The organism is Actinoplanes oryzae, from assembly GCF_030757795.1.
Taxonomy (GTDB): Bacteria; Actinomycetota; Actinomycetes; order Mycobacteriales; family Micromonosporaceae; genus Actinoplanes.
On the sequence record NZ_JAUQWH010000109.1, the window covers coordinates 16,092 to 31,293 of the forward strand.

Annotated in this window: 18 protein-coding genes; 3 read left to right on the forward strand and 15 right to left on the reverse strand. The window is 72.3% G+C overall.

The genetic code is table 11. The annotated features are described in order from the left end of the window. Window positions 1-71: 71 nt before the first annotated feature. The gene (locus RBH18_RS29105; RefSeq protein ID WP_306213587.1) at window positions 72-764 is read right to left on the reverse strand and encodes a hypothetical protein; all 693 of its coding nucleotides are present in this window, start codon (window positions 762-764) and stop codon (window positions 72-74) included. Window positions 765-839: 75 nt separating this feature from the next. Here RBH18_RS29105 and RBH18_RS29110 point away from each other — a divergent pair, with 75 nt between their 5' ends. After that, window positions 840-1,352 (forward strand): hypothetical protein, encoded by a 513-nt coding sequence (locus RBH18_RS29110; protein ID WP_306213589.1) that lies wholly within the window; start codon window positions 840-842, stop codon window positions 1,350-1,352. A gap of 3 nt (window positions 1,353-1,355) precedes the next feature. On the opposite strand, the gene RBH18_RS29115 is transcribed toward RBH18_RS29110, so the two are convergent. Continuing rightward, complete coding sequence (locus RBH18_RS29115) at window positions 1,356-1,691, reverse strand: PRC-barrel domain-containing protein (protein WP_306213591.1); 336 nt, start codon at window positions 1,689-1,691, stop codon at window positions 1,356-1,358. 38 nt (window positions 1,692-1,729) lie between these two features. After that, window positions 1,730-2,161, reverse strand: a complete 432-nt coding sequence (locus RBH18_RS29120; RefSeq protein WP_306213594.1) for a response regulator — start codon at window positions 2,159-2,161, stop codon at window positions 1,730-1,732. A 214-nt stretch (window positions 2,162-2,375) separates the two neighbouring features. Here RBH18_RS29120 and RBH18_RS29125 point away from each other — a divergent pair, with 214 nt between their 5' ends. Continuing rightward, complete coding sequence (locus RBH18_RS29125) at window positions 2,376-5,180, forward strand: transglycosylase domain-containing protein (RefSeq protein WP_306213596.1); 2,805 nt, start codon at window positions 2,376-2,378, stop codon at window positions 5,178-5,180. On the opposite strand, the gene RBH18_RS29130 is transcribed toward RBH18_RS29125, so the two are convergent. The 10 genes from RBH18_RS29130 to RBH18_RS29175 all read right to left on the reverse strand — a co-directional run bounded on the left by RBH18_RS29130 (window position 5,119) and on the right by RBH18_RS29175 (window position 12,982). Then, the gene (locus tag RBH18_RS29130; protein WP_306213598.1) at window positions 5,119-6,042 is read right to left on the reverse strand and encodes a type II secretion system F family protein; all 924 of its coding nucleotides are present in this window, start codon (window positions 6,040-6,042) and stop codon (window positions 5,119-5,121) included. The genes RBH18_RS29125 and RBH18_RS29130 overlap by 62 nt on opposite strands. 1 nt (window position 6,043) lies before the next feature. After that, complete coding sequence (locus RBH18_RS29135; RefSeq protein WP_306213600.1) at window positions 6,044-6,994, reverse strand: type II secretion system F family protein; 951 nt, start codon at window positions 6,992-6,994, stop codon at window positions 6,044-6,046. Next, entirely contained in the window at window positions 6,991-8,361 is a 1,371-nt protein-coding gene (locus RBH18_RS29140; protein WP_306213602.1) for a CpaF family protein, read from the reverse strand. Before RBH18_RS29140 ends, RBH18_RS29135 begins: the two co-directional genes overlap by 4 nt. Beyond that, a complete protein-coding gene (locus RBH18_RS29145; protein WP_306213604.1) occupies window positions 8,358-9,533 on the reverse strand; it encodes an AAA family ATPase in 1,176 nt (391 codons plus the stop codon). Before RBH18_RS29145 ends, RBH18_RS29140 begins: the two co-directional genes overlap by 4 nt. Further along, the gene (gene cpaB / locus RBH18_RS29150) at window positions 9,530-10,270 is read right to left on the reverse strand and encodes a Flp pilus assembly protein CpaB (protein ID WP_306213606.1); all 741 of its coding nucleotides are present in this window, start codon (window positions 10,268-10,270) and stop codon (window positions 9,530-9,532) included. The genes RBH18_RS29145 and cpaB overlap by 4 nt, the downstream gene beginning before the upstream one ends. Before the next feature lie 10 nt (window positions 10,271-10,280). Next, window positions 10,281-11,384: a Tad domain-containing protein gene (locus tag RBH18_RS29155; RefSeq protein WP_306213608.1), complete on the reverse strand. Its 1,104-nt coding sequence runs from the start codon at window positions 11,382-11,384 to the stop codon at window positions 10,281-10,283. Further along, window positions 11,372-11,779: a TadE/TadG family type IV pilus assembly protein gene (locus RBH18_RS29160; RefSeq protein WP_306213626.1), complete on the reverse strand. Its 408-nt coding sequence runs from the start codon at window positions 11,777-11,779 to the stop codon at window positions 11,372-11,374. Before RBH18_RS29160 ends, RBH18_RS29155 begins: the two co-directional genes overlap by 13 nt. 8 nt (window positions 11,780-11,787) lie before the next feature. Then, on the reverse strand, window positions 11,788-11,997 hold the full coding sequence (locus RBH18_RS29165; RefSeq protein ID WP_306213610.1) for a Flp family type IVb pilin: 210 nt from the start codon (window positions 11,995-11,997) through the stop codon (window positions 11,788-11,790). 141 nt (window positions 11,998-12,138) lie between these two features. Further along, a complete protein-coding gene (locus tag RBH18_RS29170) occupies window positions 12,139-12,471 on the reverse strand; it encodes a DUF2750 domain-containing protein (protein ID WP_306213612.1) in 333 nt (110 codons plus the stop codon). A gap of 49 nt (window positions 12,472-12,520) precedes the next feature. Next, window positions 12,521-12,982 (reverse strand): DUF2000 domain-containing protein, encoded by a 462-nt coding sequence (locus tag RBH18_RS29175; RefSeq protein WP_306213614.1) that lies wholly within the window; start codon window positions 12,980-12,982, stop codon window positions 12,521-12,523. A 71-nt stretch (window positions 12,983-13,053) separates the two neighbouring features. Here RBH18_RS29175 and RBH18_RS29180 point away from each other — a divergent pair, with 71 nt between their 5' ends. Further along, the gene (locus RBH18_RS29180; protein WP_306213616.1) at window positions 13,054-13,518 is read left to right on the forward strand and encodes an Lrp/AsnC family transcriptional regulator; all 465 of its coding nucleotides are present in this window, start codon (window positions 13,054-13,056) and stop codon (window positions 13,516-13,518) included. Here the strand turns inward: RBH18_RS29180 and RBH18_RS29185 are convergent. Further along, window positions 13,502-14,626 carry an FAD-dependent oxidoreductase gene (locus RBH18_RS29185; protein ID WP_306213618.1) on the reverse strand — a complete coding sequence of 375 codons (1,125 nt, stop codon included), beginning with the start codon at window positions 14,624-14,626 and terminating at the stop codon, window positions 13,502-13,504. The genes RBH18_RS29180 and RBH18_RS29185 overlap by 17 nt on opposite strands. Before the next feature lie 83 nt (window positions 14,627-14,709). Next, window positions 14,710-15,202, reverse strand: a 493-nt coding sequence (locus tag RBH18_RS29190; protein WP_306213620.1) for a TetR/AcrR family transcriptional regulator C-terminal domain-containing protein, incomplete at its 5' end; no start/stop codon positions are given.

Consider the following 15,202-nt stretch of genomic DNA (forward strand, 5'->3'; position numbering starts at 1 on the left):
CGATCTCCGCGACAGCCCGGCGGTGGCCCCGGGCCGGCGAAGGGGCAACGGGCCGGCGCGCACGTGGGGCGTCAGTCGGCGAGGCCGATGGCGCGGAGGGCGCTGCGGATGGAGGCGGCGGCCGGGCGCAGGATCTCCTGCCGGATCCAGCGGGCCGCCGCGGCGACCGCCCGCCACACCGGCGCGACGGTCCAGCGCCACACCCACGCCACCGCCAGGCCCACGGGACGCAGCACCCAGCGGTACACCTGGCGCAGCAGCCAGCCGGCCCCGCGCCAGCCCGGCAGCAGGATCCAGCGGTACACCAGGCGCAGTCCCCAGCCGATCGGCCGCAGCACCCACAGGTAGATCTGGCGCAGCACCCACGCCGCGGCGATGCCGAGCGGACGCAGGACCCATGTGAGGATCGCGCGGCCCAGCATTCGCCACAGCGGCAGCGTCACCCGGAACAGCCACTTGGCCGGCTCGACGAGGCACAGCCTGACGACCGCGGCGATCCCGGCGAGCAGCCAGGAGACGGGGACGACGACCAGATAGCGCCACAGGAAGCGGGCCGGGGCGACGATCAGGTAGCGCCAGACGAAGCGGGCCGGCACGACGATCGTGTAGTGCAGCAGCCGGCCGAGGGGGCGGACGACGAAGCGCCAGACGAAGATTCCGGCCCAGGCGATGATCTCCCACAGCACCCGCACGGGCAGGACGAACAGCACGGCGACCACGCGGATCGGCCACGGCACGGAATCGGAACGCTGCTCTGTCGACATGGTCGGACCACCGTAGTTGATCGTGTCGAGCGCGTCACCCTGACCTGCGCCAACATGCCCTCTACCCTCGAGCGGGTGAGGCGATTGGCGACGCTTGTGGCAATGGTGACCTGCGGGCTCGCGTTCGCCGGCTGCGCGGACGACAACGCGACCCCGGACGCCGATGCGGCAACCTCGAAAGCACCGGGCGCGGAGCAGAGCGCCGCGGCGGACAGCGGCGAAGCACCGGGCGCAGGGGACAACGGCGAGGCGCCGGGTGCGGGGGAGAGCGGCAGCGTCCCCATCCCCGGCATCTCGGGCATCCCCGCCACCGACGAACCGCCCGGAGCGATCGCCTGCGCCATGGCGGCAGCGGCGTCCCGAGCCGGCAGCTTCATGGCCCCGGGCGTCGTCGTGGCGATCCAGCGGGCGAGCGGCACCGCCGACGCCCCGGTCGCCGACGCGGCGGGCCGCCTGACGACCGCCTACAACGCCGCCGCCGGGGCCGTCGGCGCGGAGGACGAGCCGGACAAGGTGGCAGCGGTCAGCGCCGCGGCCGCCGAGCTGGTCGGCGTCTGCGGTGACTCGGGGCTGGAGACCGTGGGCTGACGGCTACTTGGGCCGGACCAGCCACTCCCAGGCGCGGCGCAGGCCGTCCCCGAGGGAGGAGTCGGCCTTCTCGCTCGGCTCGGGCAGGTCCTTGGCCGGCGGGCCGATGATGACGGCCCGCTCGTAGATGCCGTCGACCTGCGCGGCTGCGGCGTAGCGGTGACCGTCGCCGGTGTCGAGCACCAGGCCCTGGAAGATCTCGTCCTTGTCGTCGGCGAGGACGTGGGCCACCTTCCCGGCCGGCTCGCCCGAGCGGTCGTAGACCGGCGTCCCGTCGGTCAGCACGAGAAACGACTGCGGCGCCCCCAGGTCCTCGGGCGCGGTGTTGGTGTCCGCCATACCCAGGACCTACCCCGTCCGGGGAAGGGAGTAACGGATCAGCGCGGGGGAGGAAGGACAGCGACCTCGCGGTAGAAGCGGTCGATCGTCCGCACGGTCGACTCGAAGTCGTCCAGCGTGAAGGGCTTCGTCACGTACGCGTTGGCGCGGTGCTGGTAGCTCGCCGCGATGTCCGGCGCCGCGCCCGAGGTCGTCAGGATCACGACCGGGATCGACTTGAGCTCGTCGTCGGACTTGATGGCGGCCAGCGTCTCGCGGCCGTCCATGCGCGGCATGTTGAGGTCGAGCAGGATGAGGTCGGGCCGGTGCGCTTCCTCGTAGGGCGCGGAGCGGCGCAGATAGTCCAGCGCCTCGCGGCCGTCGGCGACGCGGTTGACGACGGTCTGCCGCTCGCTGTCGTCCAGCGCCTCCGTGATCATGAAGGCGTCCGCGTCGTCGTCGTCGACGACCAGGATCTCCAGGCTTCGCACGGTGCCCCCTTGTTTGCAGTCCGGCAAGCATAGGTGCGCCGACCGTCGGCCACCACATCGGCCGGGTATGAATTCCGGCCAGGAGAGATGTGTTTCATATGCCTTCCCTGCAACAGGTGAGAAAGGGCAGGTCACCCGGGGCCACCGAAACGTGAGTGAACTGTGGCTGAAAGTTATTGGCCACCAATTCGGCCCTCCTGGGCGTCTTGCCTGCGTGACCGAAGACCCCTCCAGGAGCAGAAGATGGCGGCGCCTCCGCCGCATCTCGCTCCGGCTGCTGATCGTCATGGCGTTCTATCTCGGCACGGGCACCGCGGCCGCCGAGGCCTACGTCGACTCCGTGCCGCTCCCGTCGGCCCCGGTCAAGCCGTCGGCCTCGACGCTCTACTTCGCCGACGGCACGACGATCCTCGCCCGCGTCGGCACCGAGGACCGCAGCGACGTGCCCCTGTCGGCGGTCCCGGAGGGCGTCCGCAACGCGATCCTGGCGGCGGAGGACCGCGACTTCTACGAGCACGGCGGCGTCTCCGTACGCGGCGTCCTCCGCGCGGTCGTCGCCAACGTCGAAGGCTCCCACGAGGGCGCGTCGACGATCACCCAGCAGTACGCCCGCAACGCCTTCCTGACCCAGGACGTCACGCTGGAGCGCAAGGCCAAGGAGTTCGCGCTGTCGGTCCAGCTCGAGCGGAAGTACACGAAGAACGAGATCTTGGAGCGCTACCTCAACACGATCTACTTCGGCCGGGGTGCGCAGGGCATCGCCGCGGCGGCCAACGCGTACTTCGGGGTGACGGTGGACCGGCTCACCCCGGCGCAGGGTGCGGTGCTCGCGTCGGTGATCAAGGACCCGTACGGCTTCGACCCCGCCCACGACGCCAAGCGCGCCCGGCAGCGGTGGAACTGGGTGGTCAAGTCGGAGCGCGAGCGGGGCTGGCTGACGGAGAGCCTCACCTATCCCGACATCGATGCGGCCACGGCGAAGGATCCCGGCCCGGACGGCATCATCGTCGACCGGGTGGAGCGGGAGCTGGCCGCGCACGGGATCAGCCCGCAGATGCTGCACACCCAGGGGCTGTCCGTGGTCACCACCCTCGACGCCCAGGCCCAGCGGTCGGCCGTCAAGCAGGTCACCGCCATGCTGGACAAGCAGCCGGACGGGCTGCGGGCCGCGCTGGTCGCGCTCGATCCGGCCACCGGCGGCGTCCGCGCGTACTACGGCGGCAGCCAGCGCGGCTTCTTCGACGACGCGTCGGCGGCGCACCCGGCAGCCTCGACCTTCAAGCCGATTGTGGTCGCCGCGGCGCTGCGGCAGAACATCAGCGTGCAGTCGGAGTGGGACGGCAGCTCGCCCCGCATCTTCCCGGGCCGGCTCGGCGTCCCGCTGGAGAACATGAAGGACCAGCAGTGCCCCTACTGCACGCTGCAGGAGGCGATGGTCGACTCGCTGAACACGCCGTTCTACGCGGTCACCGAGCAGATCGGCGCCGACAAGGTGCGGGACATGGCGTGGGAGCTGGGCGTCGCGAAGGAGTACGCCGGCGCGAAAACCCTGGTCGACGTCAAGGGCGACCCGAAGCCCGGCACGACGCGACCCGACATCGCCATCGGGCGGTACGCGGTCACCCCGGCCGATCTGGCGACCGTCTATGCCACGTTCGCCTCGGGCGGCGTACGCCATGATCGGTTCTTCGTGCAGCTGGCTGCCGACACCAAGGGCAGCACACTGTACGAGGCCGCCCCCGCAGCCACGCAGGTCCTGACCACCGGGCAGGCGGCGGACATCACGCAGGCGCTCAGTGCCGTGGTCAAGGCGGACAAGGTCGTCCCGGGCCGGCCGGCGGCGGGCAAGTCCGGCACGCAGCAGTGGGGCAACACCAAGGACAACCAGGACGCGTGGATGGCCGGCTACACCCCCGACCTCGCCACCTCCGTGTGGATCGGCAAGGCCCAGCCCGGCCCGATCCGCGACAGCAAGGGCAAGGCGATCGCGGGCGACACCGTCCCGGCGCGGCTCTGGCGCGACTTCACCAGGGACGCGCTCGCGGGCAGCGCGAAGACGCCCCTGCCCAAGGCCGCCCATCTGGGCCGCACGGATGTCGGCGACGCCGGCAAGGTGCACCCCGGCGAGAGCAGCGGCAGCTCGGAGCAGGGCGGCAGCTCGGAACAGAAGGCGCCCACCGGTGAGAACCTGCTGGTCGTGCGCACTGCCCACGCCGGCAAGCGGCTCGCGCTGACCTTCGACGACGGCCCGTCCAGCTACACGCCGGAGATGCTCGACCTGCTTTCCCGGTACGGCATCAAGGCCACCTTCTGCATGGTCGGCGAGGAGGTCGAGCGCTACCCCGAGCTGGTCCGCCGCGTCGTGGCCGAGGGGCACGAGCTGTGCAACCACTCCTGGAAGCACGACGACCTGGGCATCATCCCCGCCGCCGAGGCGAGGAAGGACATCGAGCGCACCGACGCCGCGATCGCCGCCGCCGCGCCCGGGGCCACGGTCCCGTTCTACCGGGCGCCCTACGGCTCGTTCGGCAAGTCCGCCGGGGAGGGCGCGAAGCTCGGGCACACCCCGCTGGGCTGGGTCGTCGACCCGGACGACTGGATGCTGCCCGGCGCCGACGTCATCGCCGACCGGATCGAGGACCAGCTGACGCCGCGCGCGGTGGTGCTGGTGCACGACGGTGGCGGCGAGCGGGAGCAGACCTACGAGGCGCTCGAGAAGCTGATCCCGCGCCTGCTCGCCCAGGGCTGGAAGTTCGACTTCCCCGAGCGCACGGTCGCGGCGAAACCGCTGCCGCAGCCGTCGGAGACGCCGGGAGAAAGGCCGTCGGAGACGCCGGGAGAAAGGCCGTCGCAGACGCCGGAGGAAAGGCCGTCGAAGACGCCGGAGCCGGAGAAGACCACAGCACCGACACAGGCGCCCAGCAGCAACCCGCCGGCCGGGACGCCGAGCGCGGCGCCTAGCGACCCAGCGACTCCAGCAAGCGAAGCACCCCCGGCCCCAGGATCACCACAAAGATGACGGGGAAGAGGCAGAACAGCACCGGGAAGAGGAGCTTGATCGGCACCTTCTGCGCCTGCTCCTCGGCCCGCTGCCGCCGCTTGGTCCGCTGCTCGCGCGAGTGCTCCCGCAGCACGTCGGCGATCGGCACCCCGAGCTCCCCGGCCTGGATCACGGCGGTGACGAAGGCGCGCAGCTCCCGTACGGTCGTCCGCGCCGACAGCGCGCGCAGGGCCTCCGTACGCGAGATGCCGATCTTCATCTCCTGCAGCACGCGGTGGACCTCGGCGGGCATCGGGCCGGCCAGGTTCGCCGCGACCTGCGCCATGGCGGCGTCCAGCCCGAGCCCCGCCTCGACGCCGATGACCAGCGCGTCGAGCACGTCGGGCAACGACCGGGCGAGGTCCCGCTGCCGCTTGGCGCCGAGGTCGTACACGATGAGGTCGGGCAGGAAGAGCCCGAGCACCGCCGCGGCCGGGCCGGCCGTCAGCGCCCCGGGCAGGCCGGCGAGGGCGGCGCCGCCGAGCAGCCCGGCCAGGCCCCCGGTCACGAGGAACTGGGCGCGGCGGCGCACGACCGCGTCGATCGGCCGGTCCTCCGGGTTGCCGGCGTAGTCGAGGAGGCGCTCCAGGCGTACCCGGGCAGGGGGTGGGGTGACCGCGCGGCCGAGCCGGTCGAAGGTCTCGTGGAAGGCCTCCTCGATGCGGCGGTCCAGGGCCGGGCGGCGCTCGTCGCGCAGCCGGCCGCCGGTGCTGCCGAAGCGCCGCAGCGTGCTCATCATCCGCTCGCCGCGGGTGGGCGGCAGCGCGACCGCCAGCACGAAGAGGGCGACGGAGGCGCTCGCGGTGAGCACGGCGAACGCGGCGACCAGGGGGAGCAGCACGTCAGACCACCACCCGCACGACGCGGCGCAGCCACAGCCCGCCGACGACGAGCAGGCCCGCGGCGCAGGCCAGCATCACGAGGCCGAGCGGCTCGGTGATCAGCGGCCGGATGTAGTCGGTGCGGAACAGGAACATCCACAGCCCGATCACCACGGGCATGGCGAACAGGATCGCGGCGGAGAGGCGGCCTTCGGCGGACAGCGTACGGACGGTGCGCCGCAGGTTCTCCCGCTCGCGCATGGTGTCGGCGGTCGTCTGGAGCACCTCGGACAGGCTGCCGCCGACCTCGCGTTGCAGTCGCAGCGCCATCACGAGCCACTGCATGTCGTGGTTCCCGGTGCGGACGCCGACGCCCTCCAGCGCGTCCTCCAGCTCGGCGCCGAGCCTCGTCTCCGACAGTGCCCGGCGCATCTCCGCGGCGACCGGGCCCTCGCTGTCGCGGACCGCGTTCTCGATGCCGTGCTGCAGCGTGAAGCCGGAGCGCAGCGAGCTGACGACCATCTGCAGCGTCTCGGGCAGCTCCTCGGCGAAGTGCCTCTTGCGCCGCTCGATCCGGCCGGTGAGCAGCGCGTTCGGCACGAGGAACCCGGCGATCAGCCCCAGCGGGACGCCGAGGTACCACGGCAGCAGCAGGCCGAGGGCGAGGGCGAAGGCGAGGGCGGCGGCGCACCGGATGACCAGCCATTCGGCCGCCCGGACCGGCAGGGCGGCGGCGTCGAGGCGGGCCTGGTCGTGGAAGCGGAAGACCCGGCCCAGCACCGCTCCGGCCCGGTCGATCTCGCCGCGGATCAGGGAGGCCAGGCGTACGCGGACCGGGGTCTGCACCGCGAAGCTGCGCAGCGCCGCGAGCCGCCGCTGGAAGAACGTGCGGCCGAAGAGCGCGTCGAGAACCAGGAAGGACAGCAGAAAGGCGGCGCCGGCGGCCGAGGCGACGGCGATGAGCAGCATCATCGGCGCCCCTTGGTGAACAGCGACGCGGGCATCGTCACGCCGTAGACGGCCAGGTCGTCGGCGAAGCGCGGGCGCAGGCCGGTCGGCTCCAGCCGGCCGCTCTTGAAGTCGAAGAGGAACAGGTCCTGCAGGCTGATGATGTCCGACTCCATGCCGACCACCTCGGAGATGTGCGTGATGCGGCGGCTGCCGTCCTTGAGCCGGCTGACCTGGAGGATGACGTCGACGGCGGCGGCGATCTGATCGCGGATCGCGCGCACGGGCAGGTCGAGGCCGCCCATCAGCACCATCGTCTCCATCCGGGCGATGGCGTCGCGGGGCGCGTTGGCGTGCAGGGTGGTCAGCGAGCCGTCGTGCCCGGTGTTCATCGCCTGCAGCATGTCCAGCGCGGCCGCGTCGCGCACCTCGCCGACCACGATCCGGTCGGGGCGCATCCGCAGCGCGTTGCGGACCAGGTCGCGGGTCGTGATCTGGCCACGCCCCTCGGAGTTCTTCGGGCGCGACTCCATCCGGACCACGTGCTCCTGGCGCAGCTGCAGCTCGGCCGCGTCCTCGATGGTGACGACCCGTTCGTCGTACGGGATGTAGGCGCTCAGCACGTTGAGCATGGTCGTCTTGCCGGAGCCCGTCCCGCCGCTGACCACGATGTTGCGCCGGCCCCGCACACAGTTCTCGAGGAAGGTCGCCGTCTTCTCGCTGAGCGTCCCGAAGCGGATCAGGTCCGCGACGGTCAGCGGCGACACCGAGAACTTGCGGATCGTCAGCGACGACCCGTCGAGGGCGACCGGCGGCACCACGGCGTTGACGCGGCTCCCGTCGGGCAGGCGCGCGTCCACCATGGGACTCGCCTCGTCGACGCGCCGGCCCACGCGCGAGCAGATCCGGTCGATGATGCGCCGCAGGTGGGCCTCGTCGTCGAACTCCACGTCGGCGCGCTCGAGGCGGCCGTACCGCTCGACGTAGACCAGGTCGGGGCCGTTAACCATGACCTCGCTGACCGACGGGTCGCGCAGCAGCGACTCGATCGGCCCGTGGCCCAGCACGTCGTCGGTGACGTCGCGGATGATGCGGACCCGGTCGGCGCCGGCGAGCGGGGTCTGTTCCCGGGCGATCAGCTCGGCGAGGGTCTGCTGGACGCGGGCCTCGAGGTCCTCGCCCTGGGCGTCGGCGGCGTACAGGGTGGGGCCGAGCTCGTCGGCGAGCTGCCGCTGGATCCGCAGGCGGACCTCGGTGACCGCGTCGCCCGACTGCATGCCGGCGGCCCGGTAGCGCTCGGTGCTGGCCGAGACGGCGGCCGGCTCTTCGGCAGCGGGCGATGCGAAGGCCTGAGACTGCGTGCGCGCGGCGATGCGCTCGGACAGGCTCACCGGCGCCGCCCGAAGGCCAGCAGGCGGCGCTTGGTCTCCGGCTCGCGCACCACCCCGGCGCAGCGGTCGGCGAGGCGGCGCATCGCGAGGCTGACCGGGTGCGTGGGGTCCTGCAGCACCAGCGGCACGCCGCGGTTGACCGACACGGGTACGTCCCGCGACGACGGCACGTGCACGGACAAGTGCGCGCCCACCGCCTCCTCGACGTCCTCGACCGACAGCCCGACCTCGGTGTTCGCGCGGTTGAACACCACGAGCCGCTTGTCGCGCGGGTACTCCAGCAGGTCGAACATCTCGACGGTGAGCCGCACGCTCTTCAGCGTCGGCAGGTCCGGCGTGACGATCGGCACGAACCAGTCCGTGAGGTCCAGCGCCGACAGCACCTGGTCGGTGACCGCCGGCGGGGTGTCCAGCACGATGAAGTCGTACATGCCGCGGGCGACCTCGAGCAGCTCGGTGACCAGCTCCCGGCTCACGTGCTCGCCCTCGGCGGGGCTGGAGGGCGCGAGCAGGGCGTCGAAGCCCGGCCGGTAGGGCGTGATCACCGACCGCAGCCCGGCCTCGTCCACCTTGCCGCTCATCGAGATCATGTCCGACACGCTGCGGTCCGGCGGCAGCTGCAGCATGATCGCGACGTCGCCGAACTGCAGCGCGAGATCCACGAGCAGCACCCGGCGGGCGCCCCCGGCGGCCAGGGCGGCGGCGAGGTTGGTGGCCACGACGCTCTTTCCGCAGCCGCCCTTCCCGGCGAAGATCGTGATGATCTTGGCGTGGGCGGTGGCGTCCGTGCCCGTGCGCATGGCGGTGCTCAGCGCCTTGGACAGATCGATCGACCGGGCCGCGGCCAGCCGGATGCCCTCGACGTCGGTCTCCTCGACGACCTCGCGCACCCCCGCGCGCATCGCCAGGGCCAGCACGTCCGGGTCCAGCGTCTCGCGCAGCAGCAGGACACCGATCAAAGGACGCTGCACCCTCTGGTACGCCGTGAAGGTCAGCGCCGCGTCCAGATCCACCGTGGGCCCGAGCATCACCAGCAGCGTCTCGGGATTGCGAGGCAGGTGCGTGTCCAGATCGGCGAGCGTGTCGACGACGTCGAAGCCGTACTCGCCGTACCGGGCGCCGAATGTCCGGCGCCGCTCGGGATCCGGCTCGACGTAGACGTAGAAGGTCACGGCTTCCCCCACAGGCTGTCCAGGTCCACGGCCGTCGACGGGGTGACCTGCGTGCCCTCGCCCAGCAGGCCCAGGTAGATCTCGCCGGTCTGCGCGGCGTGCACGAGCCGGGTCGCGTCCGCCTGCCCGACCGCGAGGGTCGCCGGGTACGAGCGTGTCGTCGCACTCGCCCGCGTGGAGGTGGGAGCCGGGCGTACGTCACTGGGCTGTCCCGTGGTGATGCTGATGACCGTGGCAGCCGGCAGCAGCACCCGCGTCTTCTGCGACCCGGGCTGCACCCCACGCGGGTACGTGACGAACACCGTGACCCGGTCTCCCGCGGCCACCTTCTCCGCGACGCCGGGCGCCATGGTCACCTCGATGCTCACGCCCAGCTGCCCCTTGGGGACGCCCACGGTCGCCGCCGCTTCCGCCGTGGCGAACTGTCCCCGCAGGATCAGCTGGTCCGGGGCCAGGTCGGAGGACAGGCGCAGGTCGTCGAGGCTCGTGCCCAGGGTTCCGAGCGCCCCTTCCGGCACGGTCTTGGCCGGCATCACCACCTGCCGGGCCAGCCCCTTCGCGCGGATGTCGGCCCCGGTGGTCCCCGCGGGGATGCGCTGCCTGGCGAGCAGCACGGACACCGCCTGCCGCCCGTCCACGGCCCGCTGGTCGACCCCGCGCGCGTAGAGCGCCACGGACAGGCCGCTGAGCCCCGCAAGGACCAGCGCGGCCAGCGCGATCAGAATCCGGCGTCGCATGATTCCCCCGTCATCCCGTACGTCCGATCACCGTCACGCCGAAGTCCCGGGGCACGTCGTCGGTGAACCGGGGCCGCGACCGCGGCGCGAGCACCTTCGTGAAGTAGCCGGTCAGGCACGTGTCGCCGGCGCAGTCGCCCGGGCTCTCGGTCGGCCGGAAGGCCGCGAACCCGACGACCGTGACCTCGCCGGCCGCCGCGGCGCTGTAGACCTCGCCGCCGTCGTCGATCGGCCCGCTGGTGTCGAAGACCGGCAGCAGCAGCGGCTCGCCGTCGTTCGAGGCGTCGGTGACGGCCTGGGAACAGGCGGTCTGCCAGGCGCCCTCGTCGCCGGTGGCGGGCTCGCTCGTGTCCGACACGGCCGCCTGCTGCCGTGGCTCGTAGGCGGCCAGGCAGTCGCGAGTGCCGAAGTCGTCGCCGAGCACCTTCCACTGGCACGTGCCGTCCGGCGCCGCCGTCACGTAACCCGCGGGGTCGGGGTCGGGCAGGGACTGCAGCGGCACGAAGCCGGTCGGCTCCTCCGCTCTGTCGGCGCGGTAGTAGGTGACGCCGTCGAAGCAGCCGGCGGAGAGGCCGAGGGCGGTGACGGTCAGGCTCCGGGGCGGCGCCCACGAGACGCGCGAGCAGGCGCCGACCTTCGAGCCCCGCTCCTGGCCGCCGAACAGCCCGGCGAACGGCGCGGGCATGACCAGGTCGTCGCCGTTCTGGTAGTACGCGCGGACCTCGACGTAGTCACCGAACGACAGCCGCTGGGAGGGACACTCGACGGTGGTGTTCCAGGCCGCGCAGTCGATGCCGTCGACGCACACCTGGGTGGCCGCGGCGGCGCTCAGGTTGTTGCCCTCGCCGGGCCCGTAGACCTGCTTGGCCATGAGCTCGTCGGCGCGCGGCTGCTGGGCCTGGTTCGAGCAGGTGTCCGGCGCCTCGATGCACGCCTCGGCGATGGCCCAGGAGGCGGCGTCCGCCCCGGCCTGCAGCTGCTCGCGCTTGGCGTAGAGGCCGCCCACGTCGATGACCAGGGCGGCCGAGCCGAGCAGGACGCCGCCGGTCAGCAACACGGCGACGACGACCGCGACGGCCCCTTCGTCGTTGCGCGGGGACCTCAGCCGACGCACGACATCACGCCCGTGGCCCGGATCTCGAAGCTTGCGATGTCGCGGCTGCCGAAGCGCGCCATGAGCGCGCCGAGGCCGGTCGGCGACCAGTAGTAGAGCGAGACAGCCACGGTCGCGTCGCCGGCGGCGGCGTCGTCCGCGCAGGTCTCCAGCTCGGGAAAGCTGAGCTCCGTGTCGCCGGTGGTGCCGAGGACCTGGCGGACCTTGTCCTCGACCGCCGCCGCGGAGCCGCCCAGCGCGGCGACCCGGGCCCCCTCGTGGGCGGCCTCGGTCACCTTGAGCTGGCGGTTGAAGCCGATGCCGAACTCGATGATCCCGAAGACGATCAGGAGCAGCAGCGGCAGGACGATCGCCATCTCGACGGCGGCCGCCCCGCGGTCGTCGCGGGGCGGCAGCCAGGTCGTTACGGCGTGGTGGTGTCGTCCGTCCCGCCCCCGAGCTGGTTCGCCACGTCGTCGAACATCGCGTCGATGTTGCCGCCGAGCAGCGTCACGCTCGAGATGATGATGACGGCGATGAGGCCGACGAGCAGCGCGTACTCCACCGCGGTCGCACCCTCGTCGTCGCCCAGGGGCAGACGACGCGCCATCTCGCGCAGCAGGGTGATGAGCATCGGGTGTCTCCTTCTGGGGTGCCGCGACTACTTGCGCCGGCATGGTCAGCCTGTCGCAATGTGTATCGGTCCCTGCGGGAGTCACTGAAGCGTTGGGGGTCATCATCGGGATGCGGAAGAGTTGCCGCTCGGTGTGCGGGCTCATAGCTCGGTGAACCATCCGGCCACGCGGGCGGGGGCCAGGTCCAGGCCGGTGGCGTGCGCTCCGGCCCAGTTGATGCCCACCAGGAGGTCGTCGCGGCGCAGCCCGGGCAGCCAGCTGTCGAGCCAGTCGCCCACCGGGACGCCGACGATCTCGAAGCCGCGGTAGGCGTCCACGGTGCCCAAAATCCGTTCGGCCCGGCTCCTCTTCGACCAGAACGGCAGCGCGCCGCCGGGCGCCGGGTAGCCGCCCGAGTCGCGGATCGTGAAGACCCGCCCCTCCACGGGCACTTCGCGACGGAACGCCGCGGCATGAGCTGCACTGAGCGACACATCGTCAGTGTCGCCCTTCGGAGGGTTCCAGGTGATTTGAACCAATAAATCAGGCGAGCAGCGGCAGCCGGTGCACCAGCTTGTCGATCCTGTTCCGCGGCCCCACCAGACTGATCGCGTGGTACGCCAGATCGCCCGTCTCCGTGCCGGCGACCTGCCGCAGATACTCGTCGTAGACCCGGGTCGCCTGCCCGTTGACCGGCATGTCGGCCACGAAGACGCCCAGCGACTCCGCCGCCTTCGCCCGGAGCTCGCCGAGCCGCGCCGCCGGGGCGCCCAGCACTGTGCAGCCCGCCCACGGCAGCCCGGGGTGCACCGAGCCGCCCGCGTCCTTGGCCTCCGGACCGATCAGCCCGGCGACCGACGTGGCGGTGGCGGCGGCGACGCAGATGGCGGCATTGGCGGCCCGGCCGGGCGGCAGCGCCTCGTCGACCACGATCACCCACTTGAGGCGGGCGGACCGGGTGGGCTCGTCGGTGCGGATCTCGTCGGGAGTGAAACCTACGTCCATGACCGAAAACGGTAGGCACTGTGACGGATCCGGGGCAAGGAATCCGTACTTAATTCGGCTAGAGTCGGCGGATGGCTGACCTGGACGAACTTGATACGGCGCTCCTGCGCGAGTTGCAGGCGGATGCACGGCGCACCAACCGCGACGTCGCCGCGGCCGTGGGCATCTCGCCCACGACGGCGCTCGACCGCACCCGGGCCCTGCGCGACCGCGGCGTCATCCGCGGCGCGACCCTGGAGATCGACCTCGCCGCGATCGGCCGGCCGGTGCAGGCGCTCATCGCGGTCCGCATCCGCCCGCCGTCGCGCCGCAACATCGAGGCCTTCCGCACCTGGGTCGCCGGCCTGCCCGACACCCTCGGCGTCTTCGTGACCAGCGGCAACGAGGACTTCCTGATCCACGTGGCGGTGCCCGACAACGACAGCCTCTACGCCTTCGTCATCGACAAGCTGACCGAGCACGCGCATGTGGCGGACGTCCGCACCTCCGTCGTCTACGAACACCTGCGCAACACGCGCATCACCCCTGTGCGCTGACCGCGTGGCGGGCGAACTCGTCGAGCAGGCTCTGCGGGGCGCGGGCGTCGAACATGAGGGCCATGTTCCGCGCCGATTCGGCGGCCGCCTCCGCGCTGCGGGGGAAGAGCCTTTCCTCGTACGCGGTCAGCGCCGCCTCGACATCGCCCGGGTGCGCCGCGAGGGCCTGTCCGAGCTCGGCGCCGTCGAGCATGGCCAGGTTGGCGCCCTCCCCGGCGAAGGGCGACATCAGGTGCGCGGCGTCCCCGAGCAGGGTGACCCCGGGGACCCGCTCCCACCGGTGCCCGATCGGCAGGGCGTGGATGGCGCGGGGGACGAGCGGGCCGTCCGCGTCGGTGATGAGCGCGTGGAACTCGGGCGCCCAGCCGGCGAACTCCGCCGCCAGCCCGGCCGGGTCGAAGGTCGTGACCCACTCCGCGGGCTTGGTGACCGCGATGTAGATGTGCAGGCTGCCGTCGGTCTCCCGGTGGGCGAGGAAGCCGTTGCCGGGCCCGAGGGCGAAGAGCATGCCGGCGCCGACCGTCCGCGCGGGCCCGGGGTGCCGGGTGTCGGCGTCGTGCAGGTCCGCCTCGGCGAAGGAGATGCCGGTGTAGCCGGGCCGGGCGCCGGACAGCAGCGGCCGGATCCGCGACCAGGCGCCGTCCGCCCCGACCAGCAGCTCGGTGGTGACCGTCTCGCCGCCGTCGAGGGTCAGCTCGTGCCGGCCGGCGCCCAGCGCGCGGACCCCGGCGACCTTGCTGCCCCAGCGGATCGTGCCCGCGGGCAGCGAGTCGAGCAGCATCCTCCGCAGGTCGCCCCGGTCGACCTCCGGCCGGGTGCCGGTGCCCTCGTCCGGCTCGTCCACGAGGACCGTGCCGTGCTTGTCGAGGATCCGCATCGCCTGCCCGCCGGGGTGGATGATCCGCACGAACTCGTCGTGGAGACCGGCCGCCTCGATGGCGACCTGGCCGTTGTAGTCGTGGATGTCGAGCATGCCGCCCTGCGTGCGCGCCGTGGGCGAGGCGTCGAGCTCGTAGATCGTCGCCGGGATGCCGTGCGTGTGCAGCACCCGGGCGAGCGTGAGGCCGCCGAGCCCGGCGCCGACGATGGCGATCGGTGTGGTGGTCATGGGATCCTCCTGGTGGTGGCGAACGTGTTCGTGACGAACATATTCGTGAGGGGCGAAAAGCAACCCCGCCGGAGCGGGGTGGGTCAAGGGGTCGGAACCGCGCGAATGCCGGCGATGAGGGTGCTGAAGGCCCAGGCCAGCCGCTGCTGCCCGGTGCCGGAGAAGAGCTCCTCCCGGGCGCGGGCGATGTGCGGATAGTTGCCGGCCGGGGCCTCGCGCAAGACCGCCTGCAGCGTCTCGTCCTCGCCGGCGGCCTCGGCGGACTCGTTGCGGGTGCCCTGCTCGGCCGCGGTCGCGGTGGCGTGCTGCAGCAGCAGGTCGACGCCCCAGGCCGCCCGGCTCACCGGCACCCCGCCGGCGTGCAGCAGCCCGAGCAGGGTGTCGACCAGCCGTAGGTAGTGCGGGCCGGTCGGGCGCAGCATCAGCACCGAGCGCGCCAGGCTCGGATGGTCGAACAGCAGCTCCGTGTAGGAGCACAGCAGGTCGACGAGGGTCGCCTCCCATGGCTCGGTGACCTGCAGCTCGAGGTTCGCCAGGAGCTCGTCGAGGATCGCGCCGTGCAGCTCCGCGACGTTA